Source organism: Amycolatopsis thermalba (genome assembly GCF_003385215.1).
Lineage (GTDB): Bacteria > Actinomycetota > Actinomycetes > Mycobacteriales > Pseudonocardiaceae > Amycolatopsis_E > Amycolatopsis_E thermalba.
In genome coordinates, this window is the sequence record NZ_PQHW01000064.1 from 25,940 (window position 1) to 39,692 (window position 13,753).

At 71.2% G+C, this 13,753-nt stretch carries 13 protein-coding genes; 11 read left to right on the plus strand and 2 right to left on the minus strand.

Annotated features, from left to right (window positions below):
* Nucleotides 1-16: 16 nt before the first annotated feature.
* The 5 genes from D0D15_RS23205 to D0D15_RS23225 all read left to right on the plus strand — a co-directional run bounded on the left by D0D15_RS23205 (nucleotide 17) and on the right by D0D15_RS23225 (nucleotide 6,327).
* On the plus strand, nucleotides 17-1,279 hold the full coding sequence (locus D0D15_RS23205; RefSeq protein ID WP_020420288.1) for an aspartate kinase: 1,263 nt from the start codon (nucleotides 17-19) through the stop codon (nucleotides 1,277-1,279).
* A gap of 1 nt (nucleotide 1,280) precedes the next feature.
* Nucleotides 1,281-2,348 carry an aspartate-semialdehyde dehydrogenase gene (locus D0D15_RS23210; RefSeq protein WP_094006308.1) on the plus strand — a complete coding sequence of 356 codons (1,068 nt, stop codon included), beginning with the start codon at nucleotides 1,281-1,283 and terminating at the stop codon, nucleotides 2,346-2,348.
* Nucleotides 2,349-2,475: 127 nt separating this feature from the next.
* Nucleotides 2,476-4,806 carry an SdrD B-like domain-containing protein gene (locus tag D0D15_RS23215; RefSeq protein ID WP_244214979.1) on the plus strand — a complete coding sequence of 777 codons (2,331 nt, stop codon included), beginning with the start codon at nucleotides 2,476-2,478 and terminating at the stop codon, nucleotides 4,804-4,806.
* 18 nt (nucleotides 4,807-4,824) lie between these two features.
* Entirely contained in the window at nucleotides 4,825-5,178 is a 354-nt protein-coding gene (locus D0D15_RS23220) for a hypothetical protein (protein ID WP_167481542.1), read from the plus strand.
* Nucleotides 5,179-5,454: 276 nt separating this feature from the next.
* Nucleotides 5,455-6,327: an aldo/keto reductase family oxidoreductase gene (locus D0D15_RS23225; RefSeq protein ID WP_094006305.1), complete on the plus strand. Its 873-nt coding sequence runs from the start codon at nucleotides 5,455-5,457 to the stop codon at nucleotides 6,325-6,327.
* A gap of 88 nt (nucleotides 6,328-6,415) precedes the next feature.
* Here the strand turns inward: D0D15_RS23225 and D0D15_RS23230 are convergent, their stop codons facing one another.
* Together D0D15_RS23230 and D0D15_RS23235 are read right to left on the minus strand one after the other, a co-directional pair.
* A complete protein-coding gene (locus D0D15_RS23230) occupies nucleotides 6,416-6,976 on the minus strand; it encodes a P-loop nucleotide/nucleoside kinase family protein (protein ID WP_115944731.1) in 561 nt (186 codons plus the stop codon).
* 59 nt (nucleotides 6,977-7,035) lie between these two features.
* Nucleotides 7,036-8,223 (minus strand): MFS transporter, encoded by a 1,188-nt coding sequence (locus D0D15_RS23235; protein WP_115944732.1) that lies wholly within the window; start codon nucleotides 8,221-8,223, stop codon nucleotides 7,036-7,038.
* A 103-nt stretch (nucleotides 8,224-8,326) separates the two neighbouring features.
* Here D0D15_RS23235 and D0D15_RS23240 point away from each other — a divergent pair, with 103 nt between their 5' ends.
* From D0D15_RS23240 to D0D15_RS37885, 6 genes are all read left to right on the plus strand, one after another.
* Nucleotides 8,327-9,838, plus strand: coding sequence for a DHA2 family efflux MFS transporter permease subunit (locus D0D15_RS23240; RefSeq protein WP_094006302.1), 1,512 nt, complete (start codon nucleotides 8,327-8,329; stop codon nucleotides 9,836-9,838).
* On the plus strand, nucleotides 9,819-10,418 hold the full coding sequence (locus D0D15_RS23245; protein WP_094006301.1) for an acyl-CoA-like ligand-binding transcription factor: 600 nt from the start codon (nucleotides 9,819-9,821) through the stop codon (nucleotides 10,416-10,418). The genes D0D15_RS23240 and D0D15_RS23245 overlap by 20 nt, the downstream gene beginning before the upstream one ends.
* A gap of 77 nt (nucleotides 10,419-10,495) precedes the next feature.
* Nucleotides 10,496-10,945, plus strand: a complete 450-nt coding sequence (locus D0D15_RS23250) for a Fur family transcriptional regulator (protein ID WP_094006300.1) — start codon at nucleotides 10,496-10,498, stop codon at nucleotides 10,943-10,945.
* Nucleotides 10,942-12,384, plus strand: coding sequence for a catalase (locus D0D15_RS23255; protein ID WP_094006299.1), 1,443 nt, complete (start codon nucleotides 10,942-10,944; stop codon nucleotides 12,382-12,384). Before D0D15_RS23250 ends, D0D15_RS23255 begins: the two co-directional genes overlap by 4 nt.
* Before the next feature lie 172 nt (nucleotides 12,385-12,556).
* Nucleotides 12,557-13,054: a hypothetical protein gene (locus D0D15_RS23260; RefSeq protein ID WP_094006298.1), complete on the plus strand. Its 498-nt coding sequence runs from the start codon at nucleotides 12,557-12,559 to the stop codon at nucleotides 13,052-13,054.
* A gap of 528 nt (nucleotides 13,055-13,582) precedes the next feature.
* The coding region (locus tag D0D15_RS37885) for a transposase (RefSeq protein WP_162830567.1) at nucleotides 13,583-13,753 on the plus strand (171 nt) is incomplete at its 3' end.

A 13,753-nucleotide genomic window follows, 5' to 3' on the forward strand; every position in this document is an offset into this window, starting at 1 on the left:
GGAGGTCGGCAGACAAGTGGCGCTCGTGGTCCAGAAATACGGCGGTTCGTCGCTGGAGAGCGCTGATCGCATCAAGCGCGTGGCCGAACGGATCGTGGCCACCAAGAAGGCGGGCAACGACGTGGTCGTCGTGTGCTCCGCCATGGGCGACACCACCGACGAGTTGCTCGACCTGGCCCAGCAGGTCAACCCGGTGCCGCCCGAACGAGAGATGGACATGCTGCTCACCGCTGGGGAGCGCATTTCCAACGCGCTTGTCGCGATGGCGATTTCGGCACACGGTTTCGAAGCGTGGTCGTTCACCGGGTCCCAGGCGGGCGTGGTCACGACGGGCGTGCACGGCAACGCGCGCATCATCGACGTGACACCCAGCCGGGTCACCGAGGCGCTCGACCAGGGCTACATCGCGCTGGTCGCCGGCTTCCAGGGCGTCGCGCAGGACACCAAGGACATCACCACGCTCGGCCGCGGCGGTTCGGACACCACCGCGGTGGCGCTGGCCGCGGCGCTCAACGCGGACGCGTGCGAGATCTACTCCGATGTGGACGGCGTGTACACCGCCGACCCGCGGATCGTGCCCAACGCGCGCAAGCTCGACACCATCCCGTACGAGGAGATGCTCGAACTCGCCGCGAGCGGTTCGAAGATCCTGCACCTGCGCTCGGTCGAGTACGCCCGCCGCTACGGCGTGCCGATCCGGGTCCGTTCGTCCTACAGCGACAAGCCGGGCACCACCGTGGCCGGTTCGATTGAGGAGATCCCCGTGGAACAAGCGTTGATCACCGGTGTGGCGCACGACCGGTCGGAGGCCAAGGTCACCGTCACCGGGGTGCCGGACCACGCCGGCGCCGCGGGGCGGATCTTCCGGGTCATCGCCGACGCCGAGATCGACATCGACATGGTGCTGCAGAACGTCTCCAACACCGCGGGCCGCACCGACATCACCTTCACGCTGTCCAAGGCCAACGGCCCGAAGGCCGTCGCCGAGCTGGAGAAGCTGAAGGGCGAGCTGGAGTTCGACTCCGTGCTCTACGACGACCAGGTCGGCAAGGTCTCGCTGGTGGGCGCCGGCATGCGCTCGCACCCCGGCGTCACCGCGACCTTCTGTGAGGCGCTGGCCAAGGTCGGCGTCAACATCGAAATCATCAACACCTCGGAGATCCGGATCTCGGTCCTGATCCGCGACGCGCAGCTGGACGACGCGGTGCGCGCGATCCACGAGGCCTTCGAACTGGGCGGCGACGAAGAAGCCGTCGTTTACGCAGGGAGTGGTCGCTGAAATGGCTCCAACGTTGGCTCTCGTCGGTGCCACCGGCGCGGTCGGCACCGTCATGATCGACATCATCAACGGCCGCCCGAGCGTGCCGTGGGGTGAGATCCGGCTGATCGCCTCGCCGCGGTCGGCGGGCAAGAAGATCACGGTGCGGGGCGAGGAACTGACCGTCATCGCGCTGTCCCCGGAGGCCTTCGACGGCGTGGACGTCGCGATGTTCGACGTGCCGGACGAGGTGTCCGCCGAGTGGGCGCCGATCGCGGCCGAGCGCGGCGCGATCGCGGTCGACAACTCCGGCGCGTTCCGGATGGACGACGAGGTGCCGCTGGTGGTGCCCGAGGTCAACTCGGACAAGGTGCGGCAGCGGCCGCGCGGCATCATCGCCAACCCGAACTGCACGACGCTGTCGATGATGGCGGCGCTGGGCGCGCTGCACCGCGAGTTCGGCCTGACCGAACTGGTGGTCGCCTCCTACCAGGCGGCCTCCGGGGCCGGCCAGCCCGGCATCGACCGGCTGCAGGCCGAGCTGGCCGCGGTGTCCGGCAAGGGCCTCGGCTCGACCGCCGGGGACGTGCGCGCCGAGCTGGAGTCGGCCGGTCTGCCGCTGGCGGACAGCCCGTTCGCCGGCACGCCGCTGGCCTTGAACGTCGTTCCCGCCGCCGGTTCGTACAAGGGGGACGGCTGGTTCTCCGAGGAGCTGAAGGTCCGCAACGAGTCGCGCAAGATCCTCGGCATCCCGGACCTGAAGGTGTCCGCTACCTGCGTGCGCGTCCCGGTGGTCACCACGCACTCGCTCGCGGTGCACGCCACCTTCGCGCGCGAGGTCACCGTGGAGGCCGCGCACAAGGTGTTCGACGCCCAGCCCACGATCGTGCTGGTCGACGACCCGGAGAACGGCAAGTTCCCCAGCCCGGCCGAGGTGGTCGGCGGCGACCCGACGTACGTCGGACGGGTGCGGCAGGCGCTGGACTTCCCGAACACGCTCGACTTCTTCGTGTGCGGCGACAACCTGCGCAAGGGCGCGGCGCTGAACACCTACGAGATCGCCGAGCAGCTGGCCCCCGAGTTCGGCTGACCGACACTCAGCGTTGCTCTGATCTCCCCGAAATCACCCGATGGGGAGCCGACTTCTCCCTGGCCTGACGTGAACGCGCTTCTAGGGTGGGCCCAGTCAGTGGCAGGGAGAAGTCGGGGAGCTCGCGTTGGCAAGGCATGTCCTGGCCGCGTTGGTGTGCGCGGCGGCGGTGCTCGGGTTGAGCACGCCCCTGCTCGTGGCGACCGCGGACGACACCGACGGCCCGCTCACCGTGCGGGTCGTGCGGGGTGAGACCGGGGTCGGCGGCATCCTCGTCGTGGCCACCGACCCGAGCGGCGCGAGCGTCAGCGGCGTCACCGGGCCGGACGGGTCGGTCCAGCTCGCCACCACCCCGCTGTCCGGCGGCAAGTACCGCGTGGACGCCGCCATCCCGGCGTCGATGCCCGACGTCAAGCCGGCCGTCGAGGACCAGAGCCGGGCCAGCCTGACCGAGTTCGTCGACGTCGGCGGCGGTAAGGCCGTCACGCTGACGATGGGCGTCGGCGGCATGGACGGTCCGGTCCAGCTGGGCGACCGCACGTGGTTCGACACCGACGGCGACGGCATCCAGGACGGCGACGAGCCCCCGCTGCCCGGCGTGCGGGTCCAGCTCCTGGGCTGTGACGGCGGTGGCGCGCCGCTGGCGGAGAAGACCACCGACCGCGCCGGGCGCTACCTGTTCGGCCCGGCCGAGGGCCTGCAGCCCCACAGCTGCTACACGCTCAAGTTCGACTTCAGCGGCGTCGACACCGGACCGCTGCCCGGATCCCCGCCCGTCGAGGGTCTGAAGTGGACCGTGCCGCACGCGGGCGACCAGTCGCTGGATTCCGATGTGGACCCGGCGGACGGGTCCGTGCGAGTCGCGATCGGACCGCCCGGCGCGGTGGACCACACCGTCGACGCGGGCGTGGTCGGCGGGCTCAACCGGGTGGGCGACCTGGTGTGGGCCGACAGCAACCGCAACGGCCTGCAGGATCCGGGCGAGCCGGGGATCGCGGACGTCGGCGTGCGGCTGCAGAAGGCCGACGGCAGCCCGGTCGCCGGGACCAGCACCGGCCCGCACGGCCAGTACCAGTTCTCGCACCTGCCCGACGGCAGCTACCAGGTCTGCTTCGACACCGCGAAGCTCCCGCCGCAGTACGGCGACTACCAGCTCACCCGGCAGCGAGCCGGCAGTCCGGGCCAGGACTCCGCGCCCGACCCGGCCACCGGCTGCACCGCGCCGACCGAGCTGAAGCCGGACCGCACCCAGGACCTCACGATGGACGCCGGCCTCGCCCCGCCGGTCAACCGGATCGCCGCCCTGGTCTGGCAGGACGTCGACGGCGACGGGCGGCCCGGCGCGATCGAACCGGGGATCGCCGGGGTGCCGGTCAAGCTGCGCGCCGCGGACGGCACCCAGTTCGCCATGACCACCACCGGCCCGGACGGGAAGTACGCCTTCGACGACCTGCCGTCCGGCGCGTTCGCGGTGTGCTTCGACCTGGCCAACCTGCCGCCGTCGGCCGCCGACTTCACCCCGGTGGAGAAGAGCGCGGCCTCCGGCGCCGACCCGGCCACCGGGTGCACCTCCGCGGTGACCCTCGGCCTCGGCAAGCGTGAGGACACCGCGCTCAACGCGGGGCTGGCCGCGCCGGTCAACCGCATCGGTGAGCGGGTGTGGGCGGACACGAACCGCAACGGCATCGCCGACGACACCGAATCGGGCCCGAGCGGGGTGCCGGTCAAGCTGCTCCGCGCCGACGGCGGCGAGGAGGCCACGACGACGACCGGCGCGGACGGGCAGTTCCGGTTCACCGGGATCCCGGACGGCACCTACCAGGTGTGCGTGGACCGCGGCGCGCTCCCGGCGCCGGTGGCCGGGTACCAGTTCACCAGGCCGCGTGCTGGGGAGTCCACAAAGGATTCCGATGTGGACCTGGTGAGCGGGTGCGCCCCGCCGGTCGTGGTCGGGGTCGGCCACCGGGACGGCAGCGTCGGCGTCGGGCTGGCGCCCGCCCGCAACCGGCTCGGCGACCTGCTCTGGCTGGACCGCAACGGCAACGGCGAGCCGGACGCGGGCGAGCCTGGCGCGGCGGGCGTCGCGGTGACGATGAAGGACGCCGAAGGGCGCCCGGTCGCGGTGACGCGCACCGCCGCGGACGGTTCGTACCTGCTGGACGATCTGCCGGACGGTTCGTTCCGCGTGTGCTTCGACCTGACCGACCTGCCCGATCTCCGGCTCGTCGGTAGCGATGAGCCGGGCTGCTCGGGGCCGGTCGACGTCGGCCCGAAGCCGCGGGAGGACCTGTCCGCGCGGTTCGGCCTGGTCAGCGGCACCGCCGCGGTGGTGCCCGCGGCGCAGGAGTCCGTCAGCGGCGGCGGGTTCCCGGTCGGGTGGGTGCTGTTCGGTGTCGTGGCCGCGATCGGCCTGGTCGTCGGGGTGCGCTGGTGGAAGGCCGCCGGGCAGGAACCGTGATTCGGTAGTTTGGGCGGTATGAGAATTCTGCGGGTGCTCGGAGTTGTCGGGATGGCGGTCGTGCTGGCCGGTTGTGCGGAGGCCGCGGAGACGGCGGACCGGGTGAGCGCGTGCTCGCAGGCGCTCGGGCTGGCGAACCTGAACCCGTACGCCTCGGCCGAGGAGGTGGCGGCCCAGGCGCAGCAGAAGGCCGAGGAGCTGCGGAACCTCGGGAACCAGGTGACGGACCAGACGCTGCAGCAGAACCTCTTCGCGATCGCCGACTCCTACGTCGCGCTGGAGCAGCGCAAGAGCCAGGGCATCAGCGACATCAACGACTGGGTCCAGACCAACACCGCGAACCTGGAGCGCCTCCGCCAGGCCTGCACATAAGCACACCCCCCCCGCGAGTCCCACACTCACGCCCGCGAGTCCCACACTCACGCCCGCGAGTCCCACACTCGGGCGCGCGAGTCCCACGCTCGGGCGCGCGAGTCCCACGCTCGGGCGCGCGAGTCCCGCGCTCCGGCGCGTGAGTCCCACGCGCAGGGGCTCGCGCTGCCCCGGGCGTCGGCTTCCTGTCCCCGGGACTCCTAGGATCGCGGGGGCTCTGCCTGTTCCCCGGCGCGCGGCGGATCGTGGAGCCCAAGCAGTCGAGAAGGGATTTCCATGACAGCGAACACACTGGCCGGCGGGACGTTCACCCTCACCGGCGGGCTCACCGTCGGGCGCATGGGTTACGGCGCGATGCAGCTGGCCGGCCCCGGGGTGTTCGGGCCGCCCGCCGACCGCGACGCCGCCGTCGCGGTCCTGCGCGAGGCCGTCGAGCTGGGTGTCAACCACATCGACACCGCCGACTTCTACGGCCCGCACGTCACGAACCAGATCATCCGCGAGGCGCTGCACCCCTACGACGGGATCGTGGTGGTGACCAAGGTCGGCGCGGTGCGCGACGACCAGGGCGCCTGGGTGCACCAGCGCTCGCCCGAGCAGCTGCGTGCCCAGGTGCACGACAACCTGCGCAACCTCGGCGTGGACGCGCTCGACGTGGTCAACCTGCGCGTCGGCGGCGGGGACGACGGCCACTCCGCGGTGCCGGGTTCGATCGCCGAACCGTTCACCGCGCTGGTCGAGATGCAGCAGGAGGGCCTGATCAAGCACCTCGGGATCAGCACGGTCAACGCCGAGCAGGTCGCCGAGGCGCAGTCGATCGCGCCGGTCGTGTGCGTGCAGAACGCTTACAACGTGGCCCACCGCGAGGACGACGAGCTCGTCGAGTCGCTGGCCGCGCAGGGCATCGCGTACGTGCCGTACTTCCCGCTCGGCGGGTTCTCGCCGCTGCAGTCGCAGGTGCTGGACTCGGTGGCCGCCCGCCTCGGCGCGACGCCGATGGCCGTCGCGCTGGCCTGGCTGCTGCAGCGCTCGCCGAACATCCTGCTGATCCCCGGCACGTCGTCGGTGGCCCACCTGCGGGAGAACGTGGCGGCTGCGTCACTGGAGCTCCCGGCGGACGCCATCGCCGAACTGGACGCGATCGGCTGACCCACCGCGAACGCGGAACTCGCGTGCCTGAGCGTGGGACTCGCGTGCCTGAGCGTGGGACTCGCGCGACGGAGCGTGGGACTCGCGCTCAGCGCACCACGAGGTGGAGGCCCCGGCCGGCCGTTTCCCGGTCGATGACCGTGGTTTCGTTCCAGCCGCGGGGCCGGCCGTCGAGCAGCAGCGCGCGCACCCGGGGCAGGCGGCGCACGTGGCGGCAGAAGGACGCCTTCCGCAGCACCCGGCCGCGCGCGCGTTGCCCGGCCAGCGCTTCCTGCGGGGTGCAGTCCACCCACAGCAGGTGCCGTCGCCGTCCGGTGACCAGCCCGGTCAGCATCAGCCACGCCCGGGTCGCCGACCAGGTCGCCGGGTCGTGCACCACGACCGGCCCGGGGGTGCGGATGGCCGCGAACATCACCCGCACCCGGTGCAGGACGTGCACCGCCGGGCGGTAGCGGCGGTACGGCGTGCCCGGCGGCAGGGCGGCGGCCAGCCGGTCGCGCATCTGGTCGGAATCGAGCACCTCGACCGGGCGGCTGGCCTGCGTGCTGCGCAGCAGGGTGCTCTTGCCCGAACCGGGCAGCCCGGCGATCACCAGCAGCGCCCGCGGTTCGATCGTCATCTCCAGGGTGGCGCCGGCTGTGCTGTTCATACCGGGCCAACGCGTGATCACACCGCCCGCGTTCCGCACTTACCGGTCAAACCGGTCGTTCACAGCGACGCCACAGCCGGCACCCGGGCTGACCGGCGGCGCAGCCCGAACGCGACCACGGCGAATCCGAGCCCGAACAGGCCCGCCGCCGCGAAGCCCCACCCGGGTGTGGTGTGGTCGATCACGAACCCCACGACCGGGCTGCCGGCGGCCATGCCGAGCCGGGTGGCCGCGTCGAGCAGGCCCATCGCCTCGCCGCGCACCCGCGGCGGCGCGAGGCCGGTGACCTCCTCGGCGGTCGAGGCGAGGGTCGGCGCGCAGGCCAGGTTCGTCGGCACCAGGGCGATCGCGAGCAGCCACCACGGCAGCCCGCTGGCCAGCCCGACCGGGATCACGAGCACGGTCAGCAGCACCATGAGCCGGGCCTGGGAAAGCGATTTCCGCACCGCGCCGTGGACGATGCCACCGACCGCGGACGCGACGCACATCACGGCGATCACCACGCCGGTCCAGCCCACCTCGCCGGTGGCGCGCAGCGCGGCGAGCGTCGCCAGTTCCGTGCCGATCAGGCAGAACAGCGCGCCCGACGCGACCAGCAGGGCGCCGACCAGCCGCGGCGTGAGCCATTCCCGCATGGGCGGCCGCGCCGCGGTGACCACCTCGGCCTCGTGCCGGATCGGCGGGTTGAACCAGCACAGCGCCACGGTGCCGAGGGCGAAGCAGGCGCCGATCCCGCTCAGCGCGAGCGTCGACGACAGCTGCGTCGAGACCGCGATGCCCGCGCTCGGGCCGACCATGAAGGTCGTCTCGAGCAGGATCGAGTCAAGCGAGTACGCCGAGCGCCGGGACTCCGGCGGCACCAGCGCGGTCAGCACCTGGCGGGCGATCGAGCTGGCCGGCAGCACGAGCGCGCCCGCCGGCAGCGCGGTCACGAGCAGCGCCGTGTACGGCAGGTGCGGGGTGGCCAGCCAGAACGCCGCCGAGGTCAGGCCGCAGACCGAGGTGACCGGGCGCAGCCCGTAGCGGTCGATCATCCGCCCGACGATCGGGGCGCCGAGCGCGCTGCCGAGCATCGTCGCGGTCCCGACCAGCCCCGCTTCGCCGTACCCGCGGCCCAGGTCGCTGACGACGTGCAGGGTCAGCGTGATCCCGGTCGCGGTCATCGGCAGGCGCGTGAAGAAGAACAGCAGCATCGCCATGCGGACCCCGGGCACGGCGAGGACCTGGCGATACGGCTGGAGGGACATGTTCCCACTTTGGCACGCCCGTGCAACTCCTTTTCCGCCGCTTGCCGCGCACGTAAACTGACATCTACTATCAAAAAACAGTGACTTTCAGTTTGGAGGGGCAATGGACGGCGTGAAGCGGTGGTGGGCGCTGGGTGCGCTCGCAGTGGCGTTGCTGGCCTTCGGGCTCGACGTGACGGTCCTGTCGGTCGCCCTGCCGACCCTGGCCGTTGACCTGCAGGCGTCCACGAGCGAGCTGCAGTGGTTCTCGAACGCGTACACGCTGGTGCTCGCCGCCGGACTGTTGCCGGCCGGCCTGCTCGGGGACAAGTTCGGCACCAAGCGGTTCCTGCTCGGCGGTCTCGCGCTCTTCGGCCTGGCCTCGGTGGCCTGCGCCTACGCCGGCACGGCCGAGATGCTGATCGCGGCGCGGGCGTTCCTCGGTCTGGGCGCGGCGGCACTGGTGCCGCTGTCGATGTCGGTGCTCAACGTGCTGTTCCCGGGCGCCGACCGGGCGCGGGCGATCGCCGTGTGGGCGGCGGCGATGGCGGTCGGCATCCCGCTCGGACCGGTGGTCGGCGGGTGGCTGCTGGACAACTTCTGGTGGGGCTCGGTCTTCCTGCTCAACGTGCCCGCGGTGCTCGCCGGCCTGGTGCTGCTGGCCTGGCTGGTGCCGAACCTGCCCGGCGACCGCGCCCGGCGCGTCGACCTCCCGGGTGTCGTCCTGTCCAGCGTGAGCCTGGCCGCGCTGACCTACGGACTGGTCGAGGCCGGCGACCGCGGCTGGGGGTCGGCCGCCGTGCTCGGGCCGGTCGCCGGCGGGCTGGTGCTGCTGGCCGGGTTCGTCGTCCACCAGGCTCGGGTGGACCAGCCGTTGCTGGACCTGAAGCTGTTCGCCTCGCCCGGATTCCGCTGGGGTGCCGTGCTCGCGACGCTGGCGTCCTTCACGATGATGGGCGCGTTGTTCGTACTGCCGCAGTACTTCCAGGCGGTGCAGGCGACCGACGCGCTGGGGACCGGGTTGCGGTTGCTGCCGGTGGTCGGCGGTCTGCTCGTCGGCGTGCGGACCGCGGAGTGGCTGCGGCCGCGGCTGGGGGCGGGGGTCCTGGTGAGCGCCGGGTTCGTGGTGATGACGGCCGGGCTGGTCACCGGCACGGCCACCGGCGCCGGCGACGGGTACGGCTTCCCGGCGGTGTGGGTGTCGCTGGTCGGCGTGGGGCTGGGGTTCGCGCTGCCGCCGTCGATGGACGTCGCGATGGGCGCGTTGAGTCCAGGGCGCGGCGGGGTCGGCGGCGGTGTGCTGCAGGCCGTGCGGCAGGTCGGCGGCACCTTCGGGGTTGCGATCCTCGGGACGGTGCTGAACGCCGCCTACCGCACGCGGGTCGATGTGAGCGGGCTGCCCGGCGAGGCGGCGTCGGCGGTCCGGAGCAGTGCCGCGGCCGGGGTGGAGGTCGCGGCGCGGGTGCCCGCGCTGCTCGGCTCGGTGCGCGAGTCGTTCGTGTCCGGCATGGCCGCGGCGCTGTGGGTGTGCGCCGGCTTCGCCCTGGTGGGTGCGGTGCTGGCCGCGCTGTTCCTGCCGCGGCAGGCGCAGGACGTGGCCGGGGCAGAATCGGGGCATGAGGTCGTCGCGGGATGAGCAGCCGGTCGGGTTGCGGGAGCGGAAGAAGGCGCGGACGCGGGCCGCGATCCAGGGGCACGCGCTGAGGTTGTTCGCGGCGCAGGGCTACGCGGAGACCACGATCGAGCAGATCGCCGCGGCCGCCGAGGTTTCGCAGAGCACCTTCTTCCGCTACTTCCCGACCAAGGAGGACACGGTCCTCTACGACCGCCTCGACCCGGTGCTGATGCGGGCCTTCGTGGCGCAGCCGGCGGAGCTGACGCCGCTGCAGGCGGTGCGGGCCGCGTGCGCCGAGGTGTTCACGCGGCTGGATGCCGAAGAGTCCGAACTGGAGCGTGCCCGGCAGCGGCTGGTGTTCGCCGTCCCCGAGTTGCGGAACCGGATGTTGGAGCAGATCGCGGCCGGGGTGTCCATGCTCGCCGAGGCGGCGGCCGAGCGAGTGGGCCGGGACCCCGGTGATTTCTCCGTGCGGGTGTGGGCCGGAGCGGTGGTCGGCGTGGTCTTCGCGGCGTACTTCAGCGCGGCCGACGCTCCGGAGAACCTGGCCGGCGTGGTCGACAGGGCGGTCACCCTGCTGGAGGACGGGCTGCCGCTGTAGGCCGGGCGGGGAACGTCACTCACCCGCCTGGGCAGTTTTCTTGACTCATTCCAGATTAACGGGCAAGCTTGGTTGCGATGCCTCACCAGTCGAGCCCCGTGCGGGACCAGCTCAAGGCCGCCGGCCTGCGGATCACCGCTCCGCGCGTCGCCGTTCTCGAGTGGCTCGCCGGGCACCCCCACGCGACCGCCGACCAGGTCGCGGCCGGTGTGCGGGACGTGCTCGGTTCCGTGTCCACCCAGGCGGTCTACGACGTCCTGGGTGCCTGCACGAACGCCGAACTGGTGCGGCGCATCGAACCGGCCGGCCATCCGGCCCGGTTCGAGAGACGTACCGGGGACAACCACCACCACCTCGTCTGCCGCGGCTGCGGCCGGGCCGAGGACGTCGACTGCGTCCACGGCGCCGCGCCCTGCCTGCAACCCTCGAACACCGCCGGGTTCGTCGTCGAGGAGGCGGAGGTCGTCTTCTGGGGCCTGTGCCCCGCCTGTTCCACCACCCACCACGAGAAGGAGGGCTCGGCGTGACCAAGCCGACCACCAACAACGTGGGCATCCCGGTGGCCAGCGACAACGATTCGCTGACCCTGGGCGCCAACGGCCCGATCCTGCTGCAGGACCACTACCTCATCGAGAAGAACGCGCACTTCAACCGCGAGCGCGTCCCGGAGCGCGTGGTGCACGCGAAGGGCGGCGGTGCGTTCGGTTTCCTCGAGGTCACCGAGGACGTCAGCCAGTTCACCAAGGCCGCGCTGTTCCAGCCGGGCACCCGCACCGAGAGCGTCATCCGCTTCTCGTCGGTGGCCGGGGAGAACGGCTCGCCCGACACCTGGCGCGACCCGCGTGGGTTCGCCGTGAAGTTCTACACCACGCAGGGCAACTACGACCTGGTCGGCAACAACACGCCGGTGTTCTTCATCCGGGACCCGATCAAGTTCCCGGACTTCATCCACTCGCAGAAGCGCCGCGCCGACAACCACCTGCGCGACCACAACATCCAGTGGGACTTCTGGACCCTGCGGCCCGAGTCGGCCCACCAGGTCACCTGGCTGATGGGCGACCGCGGCATCCCGTCGAACTGGCGCGAGATGGACGGTTTCGGCTCGCACACCTACCTGTGGGAGAACGCGGGCGGCGAGAAGTTCTGGGTCAAGTACCACTTCAAGACCGACCAGGGCATCGGCTACCTGACCCAGGCCGAGGCCGACCGCATCGCCGGTGAGGACGCCGACTACTACATCCGTGACCTGTGGACCGCGATCGAGCGGGGCGACCACCCGAGCTGGACCCTGTACGTCCAGGTCATGCCGTACGAGGAGGCCGCGGACTACCGGTTCAACCCGTTCGACCTGACGAAGGTGTGGCCGCACGGCGACTACCCCCTCATCAAGGTCGGCCGGTACGTGCTCGACCGCAACCCGTCGAACTACTTCGCGGAGATCGAGCAGGCCGCGTTCGCGCCGACCAACATGGTGCCGGGCATCGGGCCGTCGCCGGACAAGATGCTGCAGGGCCGCCTGTTCGCCTACCCGGACGCGCACCGCTACCGGATCGGCGCGAACTTCGCGCAGCTGCCGGTGAACGCGCCGAAGTCGCCGGTGAACAGCTATTCGCGGGACGGCGCGATGCGCTACCAGAACCCGGGCGACCCGGTGTACGCGCCGAACTCGTTCGGCGGCCCGCACGCCGACGCGGCTTACGCCGGCGAGACGGTGTCCTCCTACGGGGTGGTCGACGAGGTCATCCGGTCGGCTTACCGGCTGCGCGCCGAGGACGACGACTTCGGCCAGGCGGGCACCCTGGTGCGCAAGGTGATGGACGACGCGCAGCGTGAGCGCCTGGCGCAGAACATCATCGGCCACGCCAAGAAGGGCGTGTCCGAGCCGGTGCTGGAGCGCGTGTTCGAGTACTGGCGCAACGTGGACAAGTCCCTCGGCGACAAGGTCGCCGAAGCGTTCGGCAAGTAGTCTCCCACCACGGAGCAGCGGCCCGGTGAGTCCTTTGTGGCTCGCCGGGCCGCTTTCGGTTGTGACACCGATGGGTGGTGATCACTCCCGGATCGGGTGGCAGGACGGTTGAGCGGCGGTGGTGTTGGTACTTCTCGCTGCGCGTCAGGTCACCCACACCAGGAGGTAGGGAATGAGAGGCAACTTCGCCCGGATCGTGGCCGCGGTGGTGGCCGGCAGCGTTCTGGCGTTGACCGGAGCCGCTGTCGCCGCGGCCGACGGATCGGGCACGTCCAGCACCCAGGCCGCCGGTGAGCAGTTGCTGCAGCTGCGCACCGAGCTGGTCGACTCGGCCTACTCGGCCGACGTGCCCGGCACCCAGCGCGCGCTGGGCCAGATGAGCCCGCTGCTGGGCGACCTCGCCGCGGGCGAGAAGTACACCGTGCAGTCGGATACGCGGGAAACAGCGGCCTCCGCGAAGAACGACGCCGACACGACGAGCCGGATCATCGCCGACCCGTCCCAGGCGAGCACCGTCAAGCAGGTGCCGTCGACGTCGCCGCTGCAGAACCCGCCGCCGCCCCTGGACATCGTGGCGGACCTGCTGAAGACGCTGATCCAGAAGCTGACGGAGCTGTTGAACGCGCTGACGGGCACCCCACCGCCGGCGCTGACCGTGCCCGCAGCCTGACCAGAACGGCCGGGCTCCACTGTGGACACCCACAGCGGAGCCCGGCCTTTCTTTTGCGGCGCGCCAGCGCCGTCTTTGAACCCAAGGTAGCTGGGTGGTCATCCCGTCGCCTGACACGCAACGATCACCTTGAGCCAGGGCCGCAACCCGGGCTCTCTCCGGCGGCCGACCATGCCAACCTTGCGGCCCTGGCTCAAGGTGATACACACAAACCGGAAGGCGACGGGATGACCACCCAGCGACCACCCACCCGAGGTGAGATAACAACGGTCCCCCGTCATCCCGGAGCCTGCCCGTCCGGCGAGGACATCTTTTGATCTTTAGAGGTGACGTTGGGCAGGCGGAGAGCCCGCCCTGCGGGCGGAAAGCGCCTCACGGCGCCGAATCACCTTACGACCACCCCCGCCCCCGATGCCTGATTGTGTTTCAGTCGCCGAGCAGGCGTGTCAAGGCGGGAAAGTGATGTGCTCCGAGGTCTCCGGACACGTCTTCCAAGTAGACTGGCGGAGGAGCCCGGAGGAGTGTTTCATGGCAAGGAGACCGAGAAAGTACTCGCCGGAATTGAAGGCTGAGGTCGTCAACGCGGTACTCGAGGGCGGGCTGAGCTATACCGAAGCGGCGCGCGATTTTGATTTGGTCGCGCAGACGGTGCATAACTGGGTGACGGCCGAGAAAAAGAAGAGAGCTGAAGAGTCGCCG